At 63.9% G+C, this 22,359-nt stretch carries 23 protein-coding genes; 16 read left to right on the forward strand and 7 right to left on the reverse strand.

Annotation, left to right across the window (positions count from 1 at the left end; all coding sequences use genetic code 11):
• Nucleotides 1-7: 7 nt before the first annotated feature.
• Nucleotides 8-421, reverse strand: a complete 414-nt coding sequence (locus OHL12_RS01585; RefSeq protein WP_263412089.1) for an ester cyclase — start codon at nucleotides 419-421, stop codon at nucleotides 8-10.
• Between the two features lie 184 nt (nucleotides 422-605).
• Nucleotides 606-1,934, reverse strand: a complete 1,329-nt coding sequence (locus OHL12_RS01590; protein ID WP_263412090.1) for an inositol-3-phosphate synthase — start codon at nucleotides 1,932-1,934, stop codon at nucleotides 606-608.
• Nucleotides 1,935-2,111: 177 nt separating this feature from the next.
• Here OHL12_RS01590 and OHL12_RS01595 point away from each other — a divergent pair, with 177 nt between their 5' ends.
• From OHL12_RS01595 to OHL12_RS01625, 7 genes are all read left to right on the forward strand, one after another.
• Entirely contained in the window at nucleotides 2,112-3,077 is a 966-nt protein-coding gene (locus OHL12_RS01595; RefSeq protein WP_263412091.1) for a carbohydrate kinase family protein, read from the forward strand.
• 133 nt (nucleotides 3,078-3,210) lie between these two features.
• Nucleotides 3,211-3,696 (forward strand): HPF/RaiA family ribosome-associated protein, encoded by a 486-nt coding sequence (locus OHL12_RS01600; protein ID WP_263412092.1) that lies wholly within the window; start codon nucleotides 3,211-3,213, stop codon nucleotides 3,694-3,696.
• Nucleotides 3,697-3,820: 124 nt separating this feature from the next.
• The gene (gene rapZ / locus OHL12_RS01605; protein ID WP_263412093.1) at nucleotides 3,821-4,795 is read left to right on the forward strand and encodes an RNase adapter RapZ; all 975 of its coding nucleotides are present in this window, start codon (nucleotides 3,821-3,823) and stop codon (nucleotides 4,793-4,795) included.
• Nucleotides 4,796-4,876: 81 nt separating this feature from the next.
• Nucleotides 4,877-6,748, forward strand: coding sequence for an ABC transporter ATP-binding protein (locus OHL12_RS01610; protein ID WP_263412094.1), 1,872 nt, complete (start codon nucleotides 4,877-4,879; stop codon nucleotides 6,746-6,748).
• A 95-nt stretch (nucleotides 6,749-6,843) separates the two neighbouring features.
• Complete coding sequence (gmk, locus tag OHL12_RS01615) at nucleotides 6,844-7,518, forward strand: guanylate kinase (protein ID WP_263412095.1); 675 nt, start codon at nucleotides 6,844-6,846, stop codon at nucleotides 7,516-7,518.
• A gap of 115 nt (nucleotides 7,519-7,633) precedes the next feature.
• Nucleotides 7,634-7,843: a DNA-directed RNA polymerase subunit omega gene (rpoZ, locus tag OHL12_RS01620; protein WP_263412096.1), complete on the forward strand. Its 210-nt coding sequence runs from the start codon at nucleotides 7,634-7,636 to the stop codon at nucleotides 7,841-7,843.
• Nucleotides 7,844-7,887: 44 nt separating this feature from the next.
• Nucleotides 7,888-9,003 (forward strand): uracil-DNA glycosylase, encoded by a 1,116-nt coding sequence (locus OHL12_RS01625; protein WP_263412097.1) that lies wholly within the window; start codon nucleotides 7,888-7,890, stop codon nucleotides 9,001-9,003.
• 19 nt (nucleotides 9,004-9,022) lie between these two features.
• Here OHL12_RS01625 and OHL12_RS01630 read toward each other — a convergent pair whose 3' ends face one another.
• On the reverse strand, nucleotides 9,023-9,217 hold the full coding sequence (locus OHL12_RS01630; RefSeq protein ID WP_263412098.1) for a hypothetical protein: 195 nt from the start codon (nucleotides 9,215-9,217) through the stop codon (nucleotides 9,023-9,025).
• Nucleotides 9,218-9,293: 76 nt separating this feature from the next.
• Between OHL12_RS01630 and priA the strand changes: the two genes are divergently transcribed.
• A complete protein-coding gene (priA, locus tag OHL12_RS01635; RefSeq protein WP_263412099.1) occupies nucleotides 9,294-11,861 on the forward strand; it encodes a replication restart helicase PriA in 2,568 nt (855 codons plus the stop codon).
• Between the two features lie 39 nt (nucleotides 11,862-11,900).
• On the opposite strand, the gene OHL12_RS01640 is transcribed toward priA, so the two are convergent.
• Nucleotides 11,901-12,209 (reverse strand): HU family DNA-binding protein, encoded by a 309-nt coding sequence (locus OHL12_RS01640; protein ID WP_263412100.1) that lies wholly within the window; start codon nucleotides 12,207-12,209, stop codon nucleotides 11,901-11,903.
• 178 nt (nucleotides 12,210-12,387) lie between these two features.
• Between OHL12_RS01640 and dcd the strand changes: the two genes are divergently transcribed.
• The 5 genes from dcd to OHL12_RS01665 all read left to right on the forward strand — a co-directional run bounded on the left by dcd (nucleotide 12,388) and on the right by OHL12_RS01665 (nucleotide 16,631).
• The gene (dcd, locus tag OHL12_RS01645) at nucleotides 12,388-12,942 is read left to right on the forward strand and encodes a dCTP deaminase (protein WP_263412101.1); all 555 of its coding nucleotides are present in this window, start codon (nucleotides 12,388-12,390) and stop codon (nucleotides 12,940-12,942) included.
• Complete coding sequence (locus tag OHL12_RS01650) at nucleotides 12,939-13,559, forward strand: response regulator transcription factor (protein ID WP_263412102.1); 621 nt, start codon at nucleotides 12,939-12,941, stop codon at nucleotides 13,557-13,559. The genes dcd and OHL12_RS01650 overlap by 4 nt, the downstream gene beginning before the upstream one ends.
• Before the next feature lie 252 nt (nucleotides 13,560-13,811).
• The gene (locus OHL12_RS01655; protein WP_263412103.1) at nucleotides 13,812-14,501 is read left to right on the forward strand and encodes a lipid-binding SYLF domain-containing protein; all 690 of its coding nucleotides are present in this window, start codon (nucleotides 13,812-13,814) and stop codon (nucleotides 14,499-14,501) included.
• Between the two features lie 76 nt (nucleotides 14,502-14,577).
• Complete coding sequence (locus tag OHL12_RS01660; RefSeq protein ID WP_263412104.1) at nucleotides 14,578-15,513, forward strand: lysophospholipid acyltransferase family protein; 936 nt, start codon at nucleotides 14,578-14,580, stop codon at nucleotides 15,511-15,513.
• A gap of 185 nt (nucleotides 15,514-15,698) precedes the next feature.
• On the forward strand, nucleotides 15,699-16,631 hold the full coding sequence (locus OHL12_RS01665; RefSeq protein WP_263412105.1) for a UDP-3-O-(3-hydroxymyristoyl)glucosamine N-acyltransferase: 933 nt from the start codon (nucleotides 15,699-15,701) through the stop codon (nucleotides 16,629-16,631).
• Nucleotides 16,632-16,695: 64 nt separating this feature from the next.
• Here the strand turns inward: OHL12_RS01665 and OHL12_RS01670 are convergent, their stop codons facing one another.
• The gene (locus OHL12_RS01670; RefSeq protein WP_263412106.1) at nucleotides 16,696-18,177 is read right to left on the reverse strand and encodes a hypothetical protein; all 1,482 of its coding nucleotides are present in this window, start codon (nucleotides 18,175-18,177) and stop codon (nucleotides 16,696-16,698) included.
• A gap of 206 nt (nucleotides 18,178-18,383) precedes the next feature.
• Here OHL12_RS01670 and OHL12_RS01675 point away from each other — a divergent pair, with 206 nt between their 5' ends.
• A complete protein-coding gene (locus tag OHL12_RS01675; protein ID WP_263412107.1) occupies nucleotides 18,384-20,309 on the forward strand; it encodes a bifunctional homocysteine S-methyltransferase/methylenetetrahydrofolate reductase in 1,926 nt (641 codons plus the stop codon).
• Nucleotides 20,293-20,526, forward strand: a complete 234-nt coding sequence (xseB, locus tag OHL12_RS01680; protein WP_263412108.1) for an exodeoxyribonuclease VII small subunit — start codon at nucleotides 20,293-20,295, stop codon at nucleotides 20,524-20,526. The genes OHL12_RS01675 and xseB overlap by 17 nt, the downstream gene beginning before the upstream one ends.
• A gap of 23 nt (nucleotides 20,527-20,549) precedes the next feature.
• On the opposite strand, the gene OHL12_RS01685 is transcribed toward xseB, so the two are convergent.
• Complete coding sequence (locus OHL12_RS01685) at nucleotides 20,550-21,044, reverse strand: (deoxy)nucleoside triphosphate pyrophosphohydrolase (protein ID WP_263412109.1); 495 nt, start codon at nucleotides 21,042-21,044, stop codon at nucleotides 20,550-20,552.
• 77 nt (nucleotides 21,045-21,121) lie between these two features.
• Nucleotides 21,122-21,865 (reverse strand): HAD family hydrolase, encoded by a 744-nt coding sequence (locus OHL12_RS01690; protein WP_263412110.1) that lies wholly within the window; start codon nucleotides 21,863-21,865, stop codon nucleotides 21,122-21,124.
• Nucleotides 21,866-21,980: 115 nt separating this feature from the next.
• Here OHL12_RS01690 and trxA point away from each other — a divergent pair, with 115 nt between their 5' ends.
• The gene (gene trxA, locus OHL12_RS01695) at nucleotides 21,981-22,325 is read left to right on the forward strand and encodes a thioredoxin (RefSeq protein ID WP_263412111.1); all 345 of its coding nucleotides are present in this window, start codon (nucleotides 21,981-21,983) and stop codon (nucleotides 22,323-22,325) included.
• Nucleotides 22,326-22,359 lie beyond the last annotated feature (34 nt).

Below are 22,359 nucleotides of genomic sequence, written 5' to 3' on the forward strand. Positions count from 1 at the left end.
AGAAGCCCTACCGGACCTGGGCGCCGATCTGCTGCAGCATGCCGAGCTGATCGGAGCTGCCCCATCTTTCGACCATCTTTCCACCCTCAAATCGTGAGATTTGCATCCCGCGGAAGCGCACGCTTTTGCCCGTGGCCGGGATGCCCATCAGCGGACCCTGGTGCGTGCCCGTGAAGGTGTAGGCGAAGGCTATGGTATCCCCGTCCTGCACCAGGGTTTCGAGCCCCACGGCCATGTCGGGGAACGCGTCTCGCATTTCCGTGAAAAGGGCGCGATAGCCGTCCGGTCCGGGTACCTGCCCTGGGCCGGGATCGTGCTCCACGCAATCGGACGCAACCACATCGTTGAAGAGCTGGTATTCACCGGTGTTCACCGCTCTGGCGAACGTTTCCAATGCTGCCGCACTCGCTTCCTTGCTCATTGTGCCTCCTGTGTTGGAACGTCTTCGCCCATCTTGCCTGACTTGGCCATCTTGCCAGACACTCGGCCAGCCTGCCTAATTTCGGCTTCTGAGATCTGCTACCCGCCTCCGAAGGCGGAGAAAGGCCGGCCAACGCCGATCTTTCCTGAATCTGCGAACTGTTCGTTTTCAGAGAGGACGCGTGTCATGCTTCAGCGAATTCAGCCTCCTCTTCCACTATCGCTGCCGTCGGATTCGCCAGAATCTGCCGCAATGTGCTCTTCAGCTTCGCCGCCTGCAGGAATAGATCGTGCTCGGGCCGGCCGCTATCCTTCACATCCGGAGCCTTGAAGTAAAAACTGAGCCAGTCCTGCACCCCTGCGTGCTTCAGCGAAGGCGTGCGCTGCGCCAGGTCCAGGAACAGGCAAAGATCCAGCGCCAGCGGAGCTGCCAAGATCGAATCGCGGCACAGGAAGTCCACCTTCAACTGCATCGGGTACCCCAGCCAGCCGAACAGGTCGATGCTGTCCCAGCCTTCCTTGTTGTCGCCGCGTGGTGGGTAGTAGTTGATCCGCACCTTGTGGAAGATGTCGCGGTACAGCTCGGGGTGTTTCTCCGGCTCCAGGATGTACTCCAGCACGCCCAGCTTCGACTCTTCCTTCGTCTTGAAGCTTTCGGGATCGTCCAGCACCTCGCCGTCCCGATTGCCAAGGATGTTGGTCGAATACCAGCCGTTAAGCCCCAGGGATCGCGCCTTCAGCGCCGGCGCCAGCACTGTCTTGATAAGTGTCTGCCCGGTCTTAAAGTCTTTGCCGCAGATCGGCGCTCCCATCTGCTGCGACAACTCACGCAGGGCAGGAATGTCGGCCGTCAGGTTGGGCGCTCCATTCGCAAACGGCACTCCTTCTTTCAGCGCCGCCCACGCGTACAGCATCGAGGGCGAGATGCTCGGGTCGTTGTCCACCATGCCGCGCTCAAACGCAGCCAGCGTCTGGTGTACGTCCGTCTCCTTCAGGAAGATCTCCGTCGATCCGCACCAGATCATGACCTGCCGGTCCGTCTTCTGCTTGAAAGCGGCAATGTCATTGCGGATCTGATTCGCCAGATCGCATTTGTTCCGCCCGGTTTTCACCGTCTTGCCGTTCAGCCGCTTCACATAGTGCTGGTCGAACACCGCTGGCATCGGTTCAATGCTCTCCAGAAACGGCTTGATCGACTCCAATTGCCACGGGTCCAGCACCTGCGCCGTGCGCGCCGCGTCGTACAGGTTGCCGCCGAAGATGTCCCACCCGGTGAAGACGAGGTCATCCAGCGCGGCTAGGGGCACGGCTTCCTTCACCGGTACGGTCGTCTCGCCCATCTTCAAGGTGTCCATTTGGGTCAGCGATCCGACAGGCTGAGCCAGCCCTCGCCGCACCGCGACCACGCCCGCAATCAGCGTGGTCGCCACCGCTCCCATGCCGGGAATCATGACTCCCAATTTGCCCTGCGCCGGTGCGATCTGATTGTCGTGCGGCGATGCCGTTCCACTCATGTACTCACTCCCTGTTACGACTCCTCTCGTTTCGAAGCGCCGTTTCCAAGCTCACCGTAGACCGCTTCCGTTGTGGATGCAAATCTTTACGGAGCAATAACTTACGTCTAATTTGGAGCGTTACCGCTAACGTAGCTTTACGTCACCGCTGTCGCAGAAATTTCACAACCGCGTACCATGGAGAGCGTGAAAAACGTGCCAGAGGTCGATTTGGTTGGCGTTGGCCTCAACGCGACCGACACCGTCATCTCGCTCTCGGCCTTCCCGGCGATCGGCGCCAAAATCGAGTTCGACGATCTGCACGTTCTGCCCGGCGGCCAGACCGCCACCGCGGTCGTTGCCTGCCAGACGTGGGGCATGCGCACGCGCTACGTCGGCAAGCTGGGCGACGACCACGCCGCGCAGATGCACCACGAAGCCTTCGCCGCCGCCGGGGTTGAAGCGCGCATCCTTACCGCACCCAATACGACCAGCGCGCAATCCATCATCCTGGTCGATGGCAGTGGCGAACGCACCGTCCTTCTCAAGCGCGACGAGCGCACCAGCCTCGCTTCTACGGACCTAAAGCCCGAGTGGATTCAGACTGCGCGCGCCCTGCATGTGGACGGCTTCGACACAGCGGCCGCTACGTGCGCCGCCGCCTGGGCCCGCGAAGCCGGCACGCCTGTCATCGCCGATCTCGATGAGATTTATGCCGGTGTTCATGACCTCCTGCCGCTGATTGACTACCTCATCGTCAGCCGCGACTTCCCGCGTCGCCTTACCGGCGAGCGCTCGCTTGAGAAAGCCTTGCAGCGCATGCAGCAAGAGTATGGTTCCAGGCTGACCGCCGCGACACTCGGCCACGATGGCGTGCTCGCCTGGGACGGCACCCGCTTCCACTATCGACCCGCGTTCCTCGTTCCTGTGGTCGACACGACGGGCGCTGGCGACCTCTTCCATGCCGGCTTCATCTACGGCCTGATGCAGGGCTGGCCTCTGGACCGCCAGCTCGACTTCGCCTGCGCCGCCGCTGCTCTGAACTGCACGGCCGCGGGTGCGCGTGGCGGGATCCAGGCAGTCGGCGCCATCGAAGCGCTGATGCAGGACGGCGATCGTTACCCCGCGGCTTACCCCGCGCCAAAACACACCGTGTTTGCATAGGCTCCGGAACCATCGCACCCCGCGCTATTCCGGGCAACCCGCTCCGATCCGGGCTGACCTGACGCCTGTGAAAGGTTGGCCTCCACCCATCCGCGATCCCGCATCCTAACCACACAGATGGAAGGGGGTCCGCATGGATCTGGAAATTACTGGCAGGGGAACGACCGTCACGCAAGTTTTGCGGCAACAGGCAGAAGCTGGGCTGGAGCGTATTGAACGCATTCTTGGCCCCAAAAGCTCTGCCAAGGTGGTGCTCACCTGCGAGAAGAACCGCTGTGTCGTTGAAGTCGCCATCCACAATGTGCTGGGTGACCTTTCCTCCCGGTGCGAGGCCAAGGTGCCCATGCACCAGGAAGCGCAGGAGTTGGCGGCCGCACTGGCCGAGGCCCTGAACAAGGTCGAGTCGCAGGCCCTGAAATCCAAGAAGAAGATAGTGACGACTCGGCATCATCCGGAGCAGAACGCTCTGGGCTCCATTCGTCTGCAGAGCGATGACGACATCGACGTAGGCGACATCGATCCGGAATCGGAAAACTTGGGACAGAGCAAGACCGGAGTCGGCAAAGCGATCAACGCCGTGAACGACGGGGAACTGCACGAAGAGCAACAGATCGCATAGATCTTTACGCTGTTTACGAGAGAGCGCGGTCACGGCCGCGCTCTTCCGTTTCCGGGACGGTGAATCATTGCACCGTCAACTGCGTGGCCCTCCCACGCAGCGTGCAGGATGCTAGCATTTGCGCATGCCGGGAGACCCAGAGCAGAACCTCTCACAGTTCAACGCGCAACCTGAGCCAGCCGCGGAGACCGCTCCTGAGACTCCCGCTGCCGGCGAGCACAAGAGCCCAGCCACTCCCACCGCGCACACCCAGCAGCAACTCATCATCCTGACCGGCATGTCCGGAGCCGGCAAGCAGTCCGCTCTGCGCGCCTTTGAAGACCTTGGTTTCTACTCCGTAGACAACCTGCCGCTGGAACTCATCCCGCAGTTCGCCGAGCTCATCAGCAGCTCCAGCGAGATTCATCGCGCCGCGCTTGGCATCGACGTGCGCGAGGCGCAACTCGATCGCTTTCCGCAGATCTTGAAGCAGGTCCAGCCGCTGCTGCCCACCACCGTCCTCTTCCTCGACGCAGCCGACGATGTCCTCGTGCGCCGATATTCCGAAACACGTCGCCCGCATCCGCTCGGCCGCGACGAAGGCGTGCTCACGCAGATCTCCACCGAGCGTCGTCGCCTGGAAACCATCCGCAACGTCGCAGACGTTCTGCTGGACACCACGCGCTTCAACGTCCATGAACTGCGCGCTCACATCAACGCACAGTTCGGCCACGAGTCGCAGCAGCAGGCCATGCTGCTCTCCGTGATGAGTTTCGGCTTCAAGAACGGCGTTCCGCCTGAGGCCGATCTCCTGCTGGACGTGCGCTTCCTGCCCAACCCGCACTTTATTCCCGAGTTCCGCCATAAGACGGGGCAAGACGCCGGCGTCGCCGAGTACGTGAAGAGCTTTCCGCAGACCGGCGAGTTCCTCGACCGCACCACGGACATGCTGCTCTTTCTGCTGCCGCACTATGTCCACGAAGGAAAGAGCTACCTGACCATCGCCCTGGGATGCACCGGCGGGCAGCACCGCTCCGTAGCGCTGGCCGAAGAGCTGGCAAAGCGCTTGACCGCCGCAGACTATCGCGTGAAAACCTCGCATCGCGACATGCCGCGCTAAAGGCAAGCCACGTCGAACCCGTCGGCTACTACAATCGAAACAAGTGTTCACGCACACAGGATCCCGCAGGATGGCTGGCGCATGAGGCGCATCTGGCGGCTGTTTCTTTACCAGCGTCCCTACCTCTTCTACACGTTCTGCTCCATGTTGCTCATGGCGGTTGTGGGCGCCATGGCCGCGCTGCGCATCCTGCTCGTCAAGCCGATCTTCGACAACATCCTCAGCGCCGAGTCCTCTGACCGCAGCATCCTGCGCTTTCCCATTCCACATACCACGCATGCGCTCGATCTGCGCCCGTTTGTTCCGTCGTTTATGCACAACGCATGGACCACGGTAGCGTTCATCCTGGTCCTCTCGGCCTTTCTGAAAGCGGCCTGCGACTACGCCGGCACTTACCTGGTGAACTACGCCGGCTTCGGCATGGTCACCGATCTGCGCAACGACCTCTACAACGCGGTCCTGCGCCGCTCCACCGCGTTCTTCCAGCGCTATACCACCGGCGCCCTGCTTTCCACGCTCATCAACGACATCGAGCGCGTGCAGATCGCCATGTCGAGCGTCCTGTCCGACTTTCTGCAGCAGATCTTCACCCTGCTCTTCACCGCAGCCATCGTGATCATCTACGGCGGCAACCTGGCATGGGTGCTGCTGTTCTTTGTGGTCATTGTGATCACCTCCGCGCGACGCATCGGACGCCGCGTGCGCGTGACCACGCGGGGCGGTCAGGACAAACTCGCGGAAATCCAGAACATCCTCCACGAGACCCTCACCGGCAACCGCATCGTCAAGGCGTTCGGCATGGAGTTGTGGGAGATGGCGCGCTTCCGCCGTGCCGCGCGCCGCCTGTTCCGGGCGAATCTGCGCAGCATCGGCGTGCAGGCGCTGTCATCGCCGCTTATGGACGCGCTTGCCTCCATCGCGATCGCGCTTCTGCTGAAACTCGGTCGCGACCGCATCGTTTCGCACCGCATGACGGCAGGCTCGTTCATCACGTTCCTGATTGCCGTCTTCACTCTGTACGATCCGGTTCGCAAGCTGGCCATGTTCTACAACAACTTCCAGCAGGCCCTGGGCGCCAGCGAAAAGATCTTCCAGTTCCTCGACGAAGAAGATGAACTGCCTGAGTCTCCCTCGGCACATCGCCTGCAGGCATTCAAAGAGTCGATCCAGTTCCGCAACGTGGGCTTCTTCTACAAGGACGAGGAAGATCTCACGCCGCGTCCCGTTCTTCGCTCCATCGACCTCACCGTCCAGCGCGGTGAACTGATCGCCCTGGTGGGACCAAGCGGGTCAGGCAAATCCACCCTAGTGAACCTGATCCCCCGGTTCTTCGACCCAACATCCGGAACCATCCAGATCGACGGCCACGATCTCCGCGAGGTGAATGTGGGCAGCCTGCGCAGGCTGGTTGGTACGGTCACACAGGAAACGGTGCTGTTCAACGACACCGTCCGCAACAACATCGCGTACGGCCAGCCGAATGTGTCTCTCGACCGCGTTCAGGCCGCGGCGCGAGCCGCCTTGGCGGACGACTTCATCTCCGCCATGCCCGACGGCTACAACACGATCCTGGGCGAGCGTGGCCATCGCCTCTCCGGCGGCGAACGCCAGCGCATCGCCATCGCGCGCGCCCTGCTGAAAGACGCCCCCATCCTCATCCTCGACGAAGCCACCTCCGCGCTCGATGCAGAGAGTGAATCCCTGGTGCAGCAGGCCCTTGCGAATCTCATGCAGGACCGGACCGCGCTCGTCATCGCCCATCGTCTTTCCACAGTGCGCCGCGCTGATCGCATCCTTGTTCTGGAAGCCGGCGAAATCGTCGAGTGCGGCACCCACGCGGAACTCGTCAACGCCGGCGGTCTTTACCAGCGGCTGTATGAACTCCAATTCGATACCGGCGATGCGTCCGCGTCACCGGGGGAGAGCATGCCCCTGCAGCCGCTCAGCACCTGAGGTTCATTTTGGAACGGAACGCTTCAACGGAAGGACGCTCCTGCCACCTCCGTGTCACTCCAAAGCTGCGCTCCGCCAGCGTATAAACAAGAGCGATGGCTGGCATTCTCTTCATCATCTCCGCCCCCAGCGGCTCCGGAAAATCCACCCTCGTCGACCAGTTGCGCCGCCTCGTGGAGGGGCTCGATTTTTCCGTTTCTTACACCACCCGCGCCCCGCGCGGATCCGAAACAGACGGCCGCGAGTACCACTTTGTCTCTCGCGAGCGCTTTGAAGAGATGATCGCGGACGATGCGTTCCTGGAGTGGGCTGACGTCTTCGGGAATTACTATGGCACCGCCCGCTCCGCGCTCGCGCTCGCCGCCGAACACCATCGCGATCTCCTGCTCGACATCGATGTGCAGGGCGCCATGCAGGTAATCGAGCGCATGCCTGAAGCCACTTCCATCTTCATCATGCCGCCCAGCCCTGCCGTGCTCGAAACGCGTCTGCGAAACCGCAGCATCGCGGAGCACATGACCGACGAAGCCGTCATTCAGCGGCGTTTGCAGCAGGCGCGTGGAGAGTTGGAGTGGTTGCGTCACTACCGCTACGCCATCGTCAATGACGTTCTGGACACGGCGGTGGCCGAGCTGCGCAGTGTGGTGCTGACCGCCCGGGGCGAAGCCGACGCCGACCTGCTCCGGGTAGCGCGCAGCTGCGAGACCCGGGAAGGCTCGATGCGGCTGGCCAACGCCCTCAGCACCTTCGCAATCGCCCAAACGGTGTAGCGGGTCGGTACAAAAATAACGTCCACTGCCTGCGCCATTTCGCGCTCTTTGGAGTAGAGTAGCGGCAAGCAGCTACTCATTTTCCCCAACGCACGCGGTTGCATAGGAGTGCATCATGCAGATGGACGACTCATTGCTGAATAAGTACAGCCTCGTCAAAGGGGCGGCACGTCGCGCGCGCCAGTTGCAGAATGGCGCAACACCGCTCATCGCCACGACCAGCATGAAGGCATGCCGGGTCGCGCAGGACGAGATCCGCACCGGCCAGGTGCGCTTCGTCGTTCCGCAGCGACCGGAGCGGGCACAGCCGACGATCCACATCTAACTACCCACCCGGCGAGCGGAACCGCTCGCCGCTACAATCGCGCTATGTCCACCGTCTCGCGTGAACCGTCCGCCCCCTTGCCGCACCCGGACGACCTTCGCGCCTATGTGGACTACCTGCGCGACCTGGGCGTCTACGATCTGATCGCGCAATCCGAAGCTTCCTCGCCGGATGCCGCGATCGCCGCTTGGCAGGAGACTCACCTGCGCGCGGCTCCTGACGGGGCAGCGAGCACGGTCGTTCGCACAGACGCTGCTTCACCGAGACCTCCGATTTCAGGGCAGGGAACCGTCGCGCGCCCTATCGCCCCGGCACGGCCGCCGCAACCTGCACCGGCAAGGCCGCCTGTGCTCAGTCCGTTCGATCAGGCGCAGCAACGCCGGGTTGCGCCTACGCCTTCTGCCCAGCGCCAAAGCTCCGGTCCGGCCATTCAGATCACGCCGCCCACAGCCGCAGGCGCGGCACCCGGACCCGCCGCTGCGCCCCCCTTGGCTGGCGTTCCGTCGGCGCTCACTCCAGACATGCCCGCACCCACACCGTTCAACCAACTGGCGCCGCTGCCGTCCGCGCGCGTCGCTCCTGCTGACAAGCCGGTGGCACTCACCGCTCTGCGCGAGTTCATCGGCGACTGCACCCGTTGTCCGCTTGCCTACGCCGGCCGCCACAGCATCGTCTTCGCCGATGGCGATCCGAATGCCCGCCTCATGTTCATCGGCGAAGGCCCCGGTGCGGACGAGGACGAGCAGGGACTGCCCTTCGTCGGCAAGGCCGGCCAGCTCCTCAACAACATGATCTCTGCCATGGGCCTCAAGCGCGAGCAGGTCTACATCGCCAACATCGTGAAGTGCCGTCCGCCCAAGAACCGCGTCCCAGAGCCGGTGGAGGCGAACACCTGCTCGCAGTTTCTCCTGCAACAGATTGACATCGTGCAGCCGGAGGTGATCGTCGCGCTCGGCGGCACCGCCGCCACCTACCTGCTTGGCGTCAAGCAGTCGCTAACGTCCTTGCGCGGCCAGTGGTTTGACGTGCGCGGCGCGAAGTGCGCAGTCACTTACCATCCCGCCTTCCTCCTGCGTGACCCGCGCCAAAAGGGCGAAGCCTGGAAAGACCTGCAGCGCGTGATGGCAGAACTCAACCTGGCACCGCCCGCCCGTACCTAGTGGCGCGGTGCTCCGCGCGTCAGGCGTCCAGCTTGCCCGCATAGCGCTGCTGCACATGCTGGCTTACGTAGGTGCTTAGCCCGCGTCCGGCCATCGCCCGCTCCCGCATCGCGCGCACGTGCGCTGCACCCGGCCTGTCGTGCGTGTACAGGTATACGCTGCCGTCGCTGAATCGCAGCGCGATGGCATCCGGCAGCAAGGCAAACGCGCGCACACCGGTCTCCCGACCTCTCCCGTAGCTTCGCCACTCGATCTGCACACCGTATCGGATGCACGCCTAAACTAAAGGCGTGGCGCGCTTCGTGGATGTGGCCCTGCCCGTGCCACTGGACCAGACCTTTACCTACCTGACGGACGGCCGGGAGCCGCAAGTTGGCGCGCGCGTGCTTGTGCCGTTCAGCGGCCAGCGGCTCATGGGTGTGGTCCTGCGTGCGCATGACGAGGAGCCCACCACCGGCTTCGAACTCAAGGCCATCCAGCAGGTGCTCGACGACACAGCCCTGCTGCCGCCGGAACTTCTGCGCCTCGCCCACTGGATCGCTCAGTACTACGTCGCGCCGCTCGGCGAGGTCCTGCGAGGCATGCTCCCGCTCAGCGCCGAGGTCCGCCGCACCTGGCTCTATCGCATCACCGACACCGGCCGCAAAATCCTGCACGAGGGGGCAGAGAAGGGGAGCAGCCGCCGCTCGCGGCTCAGCCCGGAAGACCAGAACCGCGAGTACGCCGTGCTCAACCGCCTCGAGTCCGGCGAGCCCACGCGCATGGCCACCCTGCGTTCCGCCACAGGCGCGAGCAAGGCTTTGCTGGAGGGCATGGTCCGCAAGGGCTGGCTCGCTCGGGAGGCCGAAGCCGCTGAACGCGACGCCGCGCGCACCGAGCGCGTCATCGTCACCGTTCCAGACGTTCGCCTCCCCAAACTCAACGACAACCAACTCGCCATTCTCGCCGAAATGGCTGGTGCTGGCGGCGAGCTGTCTGCGGCCGCGCTGCGCCGCAACCTGCGCGAGCGCACCGCGATAAACGCCGACGGCGCGCTCGTTCCCGCTCCGATCCCGGACTCCACTGTCGCGACCCTTATCCGTCGCGGCATCCTGCGCGCGGAAGAGCGGCCTCTCAGCTTCCACCTCGGCGGCGTGCACGCACCCGGCAAGAAGCATGCGCACGAGCACACTCTCAATCCCGGCCAGCAGGCTGCATTCGAAGCCATCCATGCCGCGATGCAGCGTGCGGCCGCCCCAGCCCAGCAGCCGGCAGATGCAAGCCCCGCTGGCTTCGCTCCGATGCTTCTCTTCGGCGTAACCGGCAGCGGCAAGACCGCCGTTTACGCGGCCGCCATGCGCTCCGCGCTCGACCTCGGCCGCTCGGCGCTCCTGCTCGTTCCGGAGATCGGCCTTACTCCATCCATGGCCGGCCAGATGCACGCCGCCTTCGGGCACGACGTCGCCCTGCTGCACTCGCAGCTCACGCCCGACGAGCGCGCCGAGCAATGGCACCGCATCCGCCGTAGTGAAGCGCGCGTCATCATCGGAACGCGCTCTGCCGTCTTCGCGCCCATCGCGAACCTCGGCCTCATCCTTGTCGACGAGGAGCATGACGGCAGCTACAAGCAGGAGGAGACACCGCGCTACCACGCCCGTGACGTCGCCGTGATGCGTGCCAAGCTGCTCGGCATCCCCATCGTCCTCGGCTCCGCCACACCGTCGCTCGAAAGCTGGCACAACGCCGAGCGCAACCGTTACCGGCTCCTGCGCATGGACGAGCGCGTTGGCAACCGCCCTCTTCCACCGGTCGAACTGGTCGACATGCGCGAGGAGTTCCGTCAGACCGGCGAAGACGCGCTCTTCTCCCGCGAACTCATCACCGAAACGCGAGCCACGCTTAACCGAGGCGAGCAGGCCATCATCCTGCTCAACCGGCGCGGCTACTCCTACGTGGTCATGTGCCGCTCCTGTGGCGAGCGCATCGAGTGCGAGAACTGCGCCATTGCCATGACCCACCATCGCCCCGCCGCCAACAGCGACCTGCACGCTCATGCGGGCGAGCGCCTGGAGTGCCACTACTGCGGCGCGCTCCGCCGTGTTCCGCAGAAATGCCCGCACTGCCAAAGCGAGCACCTCTACTTCTACGGCGCCGGATCACAGCAGGGCGAAGAACGCCTGCAGGCCATCTTTCCCGAGGCACGCATCGGCCGCATGGACCGCGACACGGTGCGCGGCCGCGCCGACATGGAGCACCTGCTCCATCGTCTGCACGCCGGCGAAATCAACCTGCTTGTCGGCACCCAGATGATCGCGAAAGGCCACGACATCCACGGCGTCACCACCGTCGGAGTTGTCGGCTGCGATCACGCGCTCGGCCTGCCGGACTTCCGCGCCGCGGAACGTGTCTTCCAACTGATTACGCAGGTGAGTGGCCGCGCCGGCCGCGGCGACGCTCCCGGCCGGGTCATCGTGCAAACCTTCCACCCCGACCACTACGCCATGCGCTTCGCCGCCATGCACGACTACGTGGGCTTTGCGGACAAGGAGAAGCAGTTCCGCCGACCGTTCCTCTACCCGCCCTTCGGCGTTCTCACGAACGTGCTCACGCTCTCGGAAACCATGGGCGAAGCCAGCGAATGGGCGCACCGCCTTGGCCAGCACCTGCACAGCGCGGCAAACCCCGGCGTTCGAGTTCTTGGCCCCGCGCCTGCGCCTGTCTCTCGCCTCAAGCGCATCTTCCGGTTCCACATCCTGCTCAAGGCAGACACGCGCCAACACATGCAGGCAGCACTGCGCCGCCTGCTTCACTTCGCAGACAGGGAAGGTGTGCCTCGCCGCAACCTCGTCATCGATGTCGATGCGATCAGCCTGTCGTAGCAGCTCTTTGCAGCGGCGGCTCGCCTGGCGAGCCCGAAGCTATTCGTCGTCCTCGGAACCGTCGTCTGCCGAACCGGCAACTCCGTCCAGGGCTTGCAACTCGCGGCCCGGCTTGAACCGCACCGCGCGGCCGGGCTCAATCGAGACCTCGCGACCGGTCCTCGGATTGCGGCCGATGCCCGTCTTTCTGGGCCGGTTGGAAAACACGCCAAATCCGCGCAGTTCGATGCGTTCTCCGTCCACGAGCGCACGTTTCATGCTGCGGAACACAGCCTCCACGGCCTGCTCCGCTCGCACCCGCGGAACGCCGCGGTCGACCACTCGCTGCACCAGGTCCTGCTTGATCACTGTGTCGCGTCCTCCGGCCGCCCGTAGTCGGCCAGTGCCCTTGATGGTAGGAACCTGTTCCTGTCATGTCAATGTGGAAGGGAAGCCTCATTCAATGCACCCTGACGTAAGATGAAGCGAACCCACTCAACCTTGAACCCTGCGCGGCAATCCCGCACAGGCTTTACCTTGGAGCAGCATGTCCATCAAGAGCGATAAATGGATTCGCGAACAGGCGCAGCAGCACGGCATGATCGAGCCATTCAGCGAAAAGCAGGTGCGCTCCGGCTGCATCTCCTACGGTTTGTCTTCCTACGGGTACGACCTCCGGGTTTCCAACGAATTCAAGATCTTTACCAACGTCAACAGCGCGATCATCGATCCCAAAGCCTTTGACGAGCGCTCCTTTGTCACCGTAGAGGCAGACAGCGTCATCGTCCCGCCCAACTCCTTCGCTCTGGCCCGGTCCATCGAATACTTCCGCATTCCGCGTGATGTGCTGACGATCTGCGTCGGCAAGTCTACCTACGCACGCTGCGGCATCATCGTAAACGTGACGCCGTTCGAGCCCGAGTGGGAGGGCTTCGTCACACTGGAAATCTCCAACACCACACCGCTGCCGGCGCGCGTCTACGCCAACGAAGGCCTGTGCCAGATTCTCTTCTTCCAGTCCGACGAGCCGTGCGAGGTAAGCTACGCCGATCGCGCCGGCAAGTACCAGGGCCAGGTCGGCATCGTGTTGCCAAAGCTGTGAGTGCCACGCTCGAACGCCTGCGTATCGGCGTCATCCTCGCAGACCCGCTTCGGTTCGAGGGGCTCGTCGCGCTCTTCGGCGACACGGCAGACCTCCTTCCCATGCTGCCGACCGATGCTGTCCGGCGCTCGGACCTTTCCCTCCTCATTCTCGAAGCGAGTGAGGAGCTTTTTGCCCTGCTGGCGGCCTTTCGCCGTGCCCGCGCCGGCTTGCGCATCCTCGTGCTCGGCGAAAGCGCCGACCCGGCTTACATCTCCCGCGTGGTTGCCGCCGGCGCCAAGGGCTACATGCCCCGCAACGCGACCGTCGCCGAGATGCAGATGGCCATTCAGGTCGTCGCGGACGGTTCCATCTGGGCACCTCGGAAAGTTCTGGCAGGCCTGATCGACACCCTGTCCACAACGGAGCCGGTGCGTCAGAGGGTGCAGTTCACCCCCCGTGAGCGCGAAGTGCTGCAGCTTCTGGTGCTTGGCAGTCCGGACCGTGACATCGCCGGCGCCCTTGGTCTCAGCGTGCGAACTGTGCAGGGAATGGTCCGCGCTCTCTTGAAACGAGTCGGCGTCAGCAACCGGGTAGCGCTGACGGTCTATGTCATGGAAAAACACCTTATTTCCTAGTTACGCATCAGTAAACCCGGAGGGTTACGGAACCCGGCTGCGGTCCGTAACTTGTTGCACCTCAAACCTCGGCGCATCCTAGATTCACGTAACACAGACCTGGGAGAAGAGGGGCTGTGGCGCATCGGGCCAACCGGTACGCTTCAGCCCCATTTTTTTGTCTGTGCGCCCGCATCCAACTTTGTGCCTTTTCGCCACATCACAAAGAAACGTGCTGGGTGCGTAACGCGTCGAGGCACAAACGGAGGAACAATGAAGCAGTTTGCGACCTGGATGTGTGTCGGTCTGATGACGCTTGGGACCGTGTCCCAGGCGGTTGCACAAGACAAGGCGAAATTGGACGAGCGTCTTACGAATTCCAAGAACGTGCTGGACGAAATCATGGCGACCCCGGACAAGGCGATCCCGAATCAGATCCTGTCCCAGGCGAAGTGCGTTGTGGTCATCCCGGCGTATAAGAAGGGTGCCTTCGTGGTCGGCGCGCAGTACGGCAAGGGTGTTGCCACCTGCCGCACGCCTAAGGGCTGGAGCGCTCCCGTGTTCGTCAAGCTCACCGGCGGCAGCTTCGGCTTCCAGATCGGTGGACAGTCCACAGATCTGGTTCTGGTTGCGACCAACCAGGGTGGTCTGCAGCACATGCTCCAGAACAAGTTCAAGATCGGTGGCGATGCCGCAGCTTCCGCAGGCCCAGTAGGCCGCAATGCCCAGGCTGGAACCGATTGGAAGTTGAACGCCGAGTTCCTTACCTGGTCGCGTTCCAAGGGCCTCTTTGCCGGCATCGACCTTGACGGCACCGTGCTGGACGACGATTCCGACGATATGCGTGGCTTCTACGGTGCGGATCAGCCCTTCAAGACCGTGCTGACCGGTGGTGTCCCCACTCCCGATGCAGCCAAGCCCTTCGTGCGTACCGTGGCCAAGTACTTCGTGGCCACCAAGTAGTTCTCGCGCTCGCGGCAGAATGCAGGAAGCCCGCCGACCCCGGCGGGCTTCTGTGCGTTCGCTACACTGACAATCGTTGGCAGCCCAGATTCCCAACCGAACCGTGAGCCTGCGGCACCGCCTCGAATACGCGGTGCTCCGGGGATTGCTCGCTCTGCTGGCGGCGCTGCCCCGCAGTTCGGCTCGGGCCCTCGGTGCGGCGTTTGCGCAGATGCTCGGGAGCCGTCTGCGTGGGCTCCGCCGGTCTGCGCTCCGCAATCTCAGCATCGCATTTCCGCTCATGCCGCTCGAACAGGCAGACCGCCTCCTGCACCGCATGTATCGCAATCTGGGTTGGCTCTTAGCGGAGTTCGCCCACATGCCCCGGTACACCGCGGAGTTTGTGCGAGACGAACTGATCCGGTACGAGGGGCTCGAACACTACGACTCCGCGATGAAGCGGGGCCGCGGCGTCCTCGTCCTGACCGGTCACCTGGGAGCGTGGGAGCTGTCCAGCTTTGCCCATTCGCTGCTCGGCCGGCCCATGAGCATGGTGATCCGCCGCCTGGATAACCCCCTGGTGGACGAGTACGTCAACCGTATCCGCTGCATGCACGGCAACCGGATCCTGCACAAAGACGATTTTGCGAGGGCGCTGCTGCGCTCCATGCATGCCGGCGAGGCCGTCGGCATCCTTATGGACACCAACATGACGCCGCCCCAGGGTGTCTTTGTCCCGTTCTTCGGGGAACTCGCCTGTACTGCGTCGGGCGCGGCGCGTGTGGCCCAGAAGACCGGAGCGGCCGTGCTGCCCGGCTTCCTGCTCTGGCACGACGACGAGCAACGTTATGTCCTCCACTTCGGCCCGCCACTCGACTTGCAGGACACGGGCGATACTGAGGCGGACGCCGTCGCTAATACCGCCCTCTTCGCCCGCGTTACCGAAGACTACATCCGCCAGTACCCGGATCAGTGGCTCTGGCTGCACCGCCGCTGGAAGACCCGCCCGCCGGGCGAACCAAAGATCTACTGAAGAGCCCTGCAGGCTGGCCGGCTCGTCGGGTCAGCTTGCGTGCCGCCTTTCGTCAAGGCCTCACGAGCCCACTCCGGACCTCTATGTTTGCGAGACATTGTCATTCGCCGCAAACATTGTCATCCTGAGCAGAGCCAAAAACTGCTCTCTTTCTGGAGCAGTAATCGCTTCAGAATCGGAACCGAATGCCAACACTGCACGAACTGTATGACTGGATCGCAGAGGCCGGCCCGGCGCAGCCTGCCTCATCCCTAGCGGCACCCGTGAACGTCCAGCGCGTAACCAGTCTGGTCGACGCCACCGCGAACGCCGCCGTCTTCGCCAGTGATGCCGCGACGCTTCAACAAGCGATTGCGACAGAAGCCGCGCTCATCTTCGCGCCGATTGGCTCGTCCGCGGATGACGACCGCGTGCTCCCGGTCCGAGACCCGCGGCTCGCCTTCACCTTGCTTGCGCACCGCCTGCGCCGCACCCCTGCGCTCGGCACCCACCTTACCGCGTCCATCGATCCGGGCGCCGAACTCGCGGCTGACGTCGAGATCGGTCCTGGCGCTGTGGTCGCTGCTGGCGTGCGCATCGGGGCAGGCTCGCGCATCGGCGCGCGCGTCGTCCTGGAGCGGGGAATCACTCTGGGTGAGCGCGTCACCGTGCAGTCCGGTGCGGTCCTCGGCTCCTATGGCTTCGGCTACGCGCGGCGACCCTCCGGAAGCTACCTTCTGTTCCCGCAGCAGGGCACACTCGTCATCGAGGACGACGTCGAGATTGGCGCAAACAGCACCATAGACCGCGGCGCGTTGGGCGAGACCCGCATCGGCGCGGGCACCAAGATCGACAATCTCGTCCACATCGGTCACAACTGCCGCATCGGACGCAACGTCATCCTCGCCGCACAAACCGGCATCAGTGGTTCGACCGTGGTGGAAGACGGTGCCATCCTGGGAGGCCAGGTCGGAATCGGCGAGCACGCCACCGTGGGTCCGGGCGTCATCCTGGGCGGCGGTGCCGGTGTCCTCAGCGGCAAAAAGCTGTTCGGAGCGGGGCAGGTCTTCTGGGGGCGTCCCGCGCAGCCACTGCGACAGTACCTGCGCGACCTCGCCCGCCTTCGCAAAGGCGCTTGAAAGGCGAGCCATCAACTGCGAAAAGCCCGGCATCTCCGGGCTTTTCGCATGAACCACTCGGGCGCTAGTTCGCTACGTTTGTGGAGGCGTCCATGTATCCCACGTCGATCGCGGTTCCCTGAACCGTGATGTCGGTGTTGTCCAGCTCAGAGCTGTCTGCCGTGTGGAAGGCATGCACCTGGCCACCATACGCCGTGTAGATCTTGTGCTGCCCTTCGACCCAGCAGATTCCGGTCAGGCTGCCGTAGTAGTACGGGTCCAGGTTCTCGTTGGGGTTCGGCACCGTCGGGCTTCCACCCGGCGTCACGTTCGGAACCACATTCGCCGTCTTCGCAGACGTGTTGAACACGCTAAGGCAGTTGTAGTTCTGGCCTTTGGCCTGCCGCTCGCCGCTCGCGCAGTTCTGCGACCCGATCCACAGGGTGTTGTCATCCGCGAAGAGCATCTTGGTGTGCGTGCCATCGCTGATGCTGTAGGTCCCGCTGGGTGCGGTCGCGCCACTCGGCAGAACCGAAAGCACGCCGCTGAAGTACCCGTCGCTCAGCAATTGCTGGCCCGCCACATACACGGTGCTGCCATCGGAGATCGCGGCCGTGGCACCGGGCACATTCACCGTCTGCACGATCGGCGTGGTGTAGGTCGCACTGGTCGGGTACGCATCCGTGCGCAGGCTGGCGGTGTTCGCGAAGTGGATCGCCGGCTGTGCGTCCGTTCCGGTACCGCCGCATTCCCGTCCGCAGCTCAGAATGTAAGCCTGCGATCCATCGGGCGAGAAATACGCGTATTGCGGACGATGGAAGGCCGGCTCGCTGATGGTGCCGTTTGCCTGCGACGATCCCACCGGGAGAACGCAGTACACAGGCAGGTTCAGCGGCTGGCAGTCCACCGCGCCGGCTGGCGGAGTCTGTCCTGTATTCAGGCGCAGCAAGCGGTACACATTATCCGTGTTGCGCGTCATGATCAGCACCACGGTGTGCGCCGGGTTCACCGCTACCCGGTAGGCTCCCGGCAACGAGAAGTTGTACTGAACACCCGCTCCCAGGTCGTCCACCAGGAACAGACCAGAGGTCTCCTCGGCGGCGTATGCAAAGGCCCGGTCGGACGGCACAAACAACGAAGTGGGCAGCGTAGCAAACACGCTGGATGCTAGAGTCGCGCTGGTGAAGGCCTCGGTCGCGTAGCTGATGGTGCCTACGCTCCTGTCGTTGGCGAAGACGACACCGATCTGCTGCTCCGGGTAGTTGAACAACTGCAGCGGCAACCCGGTCGTGCTGAAGCCGCCAATGGGGAACGTGCTGTTCGGCTGGTACACGTTGAACCGGATGTCGCGCTGCGCATCGATGATCTGCGCCGCTCCGCTCGTGAGCGCACTGCTGTTGCCCAGCACTACCAGCACGCGCTCCGTCAGCTTCGATGGCGGGATTGCCCTGCCGGCGTAGTTGTACTGGGTGGTGTGGTACGGATTGTCACCGCAACCGGCGACCAGGGCGGTAGCGGCAAGCAGCAGAAGGGCGGCAAGCCACCGCGCGGACACAAACTTTTTCAACAGAACAGACCTCAATGCAGCGCGGCGCACAGCGGCTCGCAGATGGCAAAAGTATACCAAGCAGCACCGCTCTCCCCGCCTCGGGATGGCGGTTAGACGCACGGGCGACGCACACGACACCCGATCCGGGCTTTTGCCGTGCAGGTATTCTTAAAGGCAGAGCCAGTGGCGAGTCAGCCTCCGGCTGCGCCTGCATGAGCTCACCTTTGTCAGCCAATTCAAACTCCAGGGAAACGGATCCGTTCCGCGCCCGCCTCGCCTCCGGCAAGCCGTTGCTGTGCGACGGCGCCATGGGCACCATGTTCTATGCGCGCGGCGTCTTCATCAATCGCTGCTACGACGAGTTGAACCTCTCCGAGCCGCAACTGGTCCGCGACTTGCACGAGGAATACCTGGCGGCCGGTGCGGAGGTGATCGAGACCAACACCTTTGGCGCCAACTCCGTTCGCCTGAAGCGCTTCGACCTGCAGTCAAAGGTGGCGCAGATCAACACCGCCGGCGTCCACTTGGCCCGTGCCGCCGCAGATCTGTATCGCGAAAAGCACGCGCACCAAGCGCTGGTAGCCGGTTCCATCGGCCCTCTCGGTGCCCCTGCCGGTTCGTTGAACCCCGACGCCATGCAGGCGGTCTATGCGGAGCAGGCGGCAGCGCTCGCCTCCGCCGGAGTCGACCTGTTCCTCATCGAAACGGCAACCAGCCTCGCGGAGGCGCTTGCCGCCGTGCACGCTGCCCATGCCTCCGCGCCGAACGTGCCTGTGGTCGCCATGATCACCGTTACCGACAGCGGCAGCATGGCCGACGGCACCACACCGGAGCAGGCCGTAGCCGCGCTCCAGGACGCGGGTGTGGTTATCGTCGGCTGTAACTGCAGCGATGGCCCCAACCTGGTTCTGCAAACCCTGGAACGCATGCGCGGCAGCACCACGCTTCCGTTGGCGGCCATGCCCAACGCCGGTGTCCCCAATTGCGTGGACGGCCGCAGCATCTATCTCAGCTCGCCCGAATACCTCGGCAGCTTTGCGCGCAAAGCCGCCCGCCTGGGCGCTCTTCTGGTGGGTGGCTGCTGTGGCACCACGCCGGCCCATATCAAGGCCATGCGCTCCTCGCTGCGCGCCATCCAGGCGCAGGCGGAGGGCCTGCAGGCCACCTCAACCGCGCCCACTGCGCCGCCGGTCGAGCCCGCGCCCTTGGGGCAACGGTCCCGCCTCGGTGCGCGCATCGCCAGCGGCGAGTTCGTCGCCATGGTCGAGATCGTTCCGCCGCGCGGCATCGATTGCAGCAAGGAACTCGCCGGCGCCCGATTGCTGCGCGACATGGGCGTCCACGCCATCAACGTGCCCGATTCTCCCCGCGCCAGCGCCCGCATGAGCGCTGGCAGCCTCTGCGTGCAACTGGAACGCGAGTGTGGCGGAGAGCACGGCGTGGAGACCGTCTTGCACTTCACCTGCCGCGACCGCAACCTGCTCGGGATCCAGAGCGATCTGCTTGGCGCGGCGTCGCTCGGCCTGCGCAATGTGCTGTGCCTCACGGGCGATCCGCCGAAGATGGGCAGCTACCCAGACGCAACCGCTGTCTTCGACGTCGACGCCGTCGGCCTGACCCGCATCGCCCGCGACCTGAACCACGGCCTCGACCTGGGCGGCCAGCCCATCGGCCAGTCCACCGGCTTTGTCCTCGCCTGCGCCGCGAACCCCGGTGTGCCCGATCTCGACGCCGAGGTCCGCCGCTTTGCCGCCAAAGTTGAAGCCGGCGCGGAGTTCGCCATCACCCAGCCCGTCTTCGACCTGCATCAGCTCGAAGACTTCCTCCGCCGCATCGAGAGCTTCCGCATTCCCGTGGTCGCCGGAATCTGGCCGCTCACCAGCGTCAAGAACGCGCTGTTTATGCGCAATGACCTCAAGGTCCACATGCCCGACGAAATCATCGACCGCATGGGCCGCTGCACCACACCAGAGGCCTCGCGCGAAGAGGGCGTCCGCATCGCGCAGGAGATGCTGGCGGTTGTCCGTGACAGCGTGCAGGGCGTTCAGGTCAGCGCTCCGTTCGGCCGCTATGAACTGGCCGCCAAGGTCATGGCAAACGTTCTATCGCCGCCGAACACCCAGGAGGCACAGCTTGCCGAACACGTTTGAAGACAACCTGAAGCAACTGGAAGCGATCGTCGAACGACTGGAGCGCGGCGAACTTGGCCTGGAAGAATCGTTGCAGCTCTTCGAGCAGGGCACCCATCTGAGCCAGCAGTGCAAGGCCGACCTGGATGCCGCCGAAGGCCGGGTTCAGGTCCTGCTGCAGCGCGGCCGCGAACGCGTCGCTGAAGATCTGGACCTGAACAGCCCGCCCACAGCTTAGGCCGCCGTCGCGCCTAGCTGGAGCTAACGACCGCCCTCAAGCGCGATTCGACCCTCTGCCAGGTCTCGCACCAGGCCGATGTCTGCCGCAAGAAAGTCGTATCCCGGCAGCGATTCGAACTCCGACCAGCGCACCTCCTGGAAGATGCGGTTGTCGATCTCGCCTTCAAACCGCCGGACGGCAAAGAACTGCAGGTCCACCGCGCCGCCGTTCCGATAGTTGTGCCGCACCTGCGCTACCGGTTCGCCAATCTCGGCCGTAATGCCAAGCTCTTCGTTCAGCTCCCGCCGCAACGCCTGTTCCGCAGACTCACCCGGCTCGATCTTGCCGCCGGGAAACTCCCACTTCAGCGCCATGGGTTGGTCTGCCTTGCGCTGGCAGATCAGAACCTCTCGCCGGCCTTCCGCTTCCCGCAGGATCAGCCCGGCCGAGACCATCCGCAGTGTGCGCGGGCGCGCGCCATCGCTTGCGCGAGATCGTCCGCCGTTGCTGCCCAGTCTGCGAATGCGGTTCTTCAAAGCGACGGAACTCCCTCTGTACTGGCAGGTTAGACGGAAATACTCGCGGCTGCACTCCCGTCCTTTCGCTTTCGCGGCTACGCGGGCCCGCTGGAACTCGGAAAGTACACAGGCCAGCCCCGCTGCCGGGCCACTGGCAGCAGGCCTTCGTTGGGGTTAATCGCAAACGGGAAGCGCGCCACCTCCAGCATGGCCAGGTCGTGGATGCTGTTTCCGAACACCGCATCCGGCCTCACACCCGAGCGGTGCAGCGCCTCGGCCTTCTTCTCATCGCTCGGAACATCCACCAGCCGCTCGGTCAGCAGACCGTTTTCGGTCGCGATGCAGGCGGCCAGCACCCGGTCCGGCACAATTCCAAGATCGCGAACGCCGGCCTCGATCACCCAATTGTTGGTTGAACTTACGGCCCAGATCTCCGCGCCGCCTGCCTTCAGCTCGCGCACCAGGCTGACCATGGTCGGAAAGAGGTGGGGCTCCACATGCTCCCGGAAGTACCGGTCCGCCGCGTCACGAATCTTGTTTTCGGGGATGCCGCTGTAGATCTGCACCATCTCTCCGCAGATCGTGATCTCGTCTACCTCGCCCGCGTGGTACGCGGCGTGGCGGGCCTGCAGCGTGCGCGCCCGTTCCGGCCGCAAGAGCCCGGTCTCGATAGACCAGTCCATGAAGCCCGAACCTGCATCGCCGGGCCAGAGCGTACCGTCAAAATCGAAGACTGCAATGCGCGGCTCAGCCCGCCGCACTGCGGCCAGGAACTCGGTTTCGGTGAGGGCTCCGGCGGCGGCTGGCGCGTCGCCAGCGAAGGAGGATGTCTCAGGCATACCCCTATTGTCGCAAGCGGAATAGCCCAGCGAAACCTCTACTGAACCGTTTCACCGGAGTTTGCATCTATTGTTATGTTAGGTCGGCACGCAGGCCGGCAGAAGGTGGGGGGAAATGGCGGGTCAATTCGTCGGCGAAGTGAACGATGCGGAGTTCGAGCAGGCCGTGCTCAAGAGCGAACAGCCGGTTCTGGTGGATTTCTGGGCTGCCTGGTGTGGACCGTGTCGCGCGCTTGCCCCAGTGGTCGATCAGGTTGCCAGCGAGTACCAGGGCAAGCTCAAGGTCATGAAGATGGATGTGGACCGCAACAACGCCACGCCCGGCCGTTACGGCATTCGCGGCATCCCGGCGCTGCTGCTGTTCAAGGATGGCAAGCTGGCCGACCAGATCGTCGGCTACGTGCCCAAGGACACCATCGACAAGTCCGTAACCAAGGTGCTCAGCGAAGTGATCGCGTAAGCGATACGCACTGGCACCAAGTTAAGAAAGGCCC

Origin of the sequence: Terriglobus aquaticus (assembly GCF_025685415.1) — a bacterium.
GTDB lineage: Bacteria > Acidobacteriota > Terriglobia > Terriglobales > Acidobacteriaceae > Terriglobus > Terriglobus aquaticus.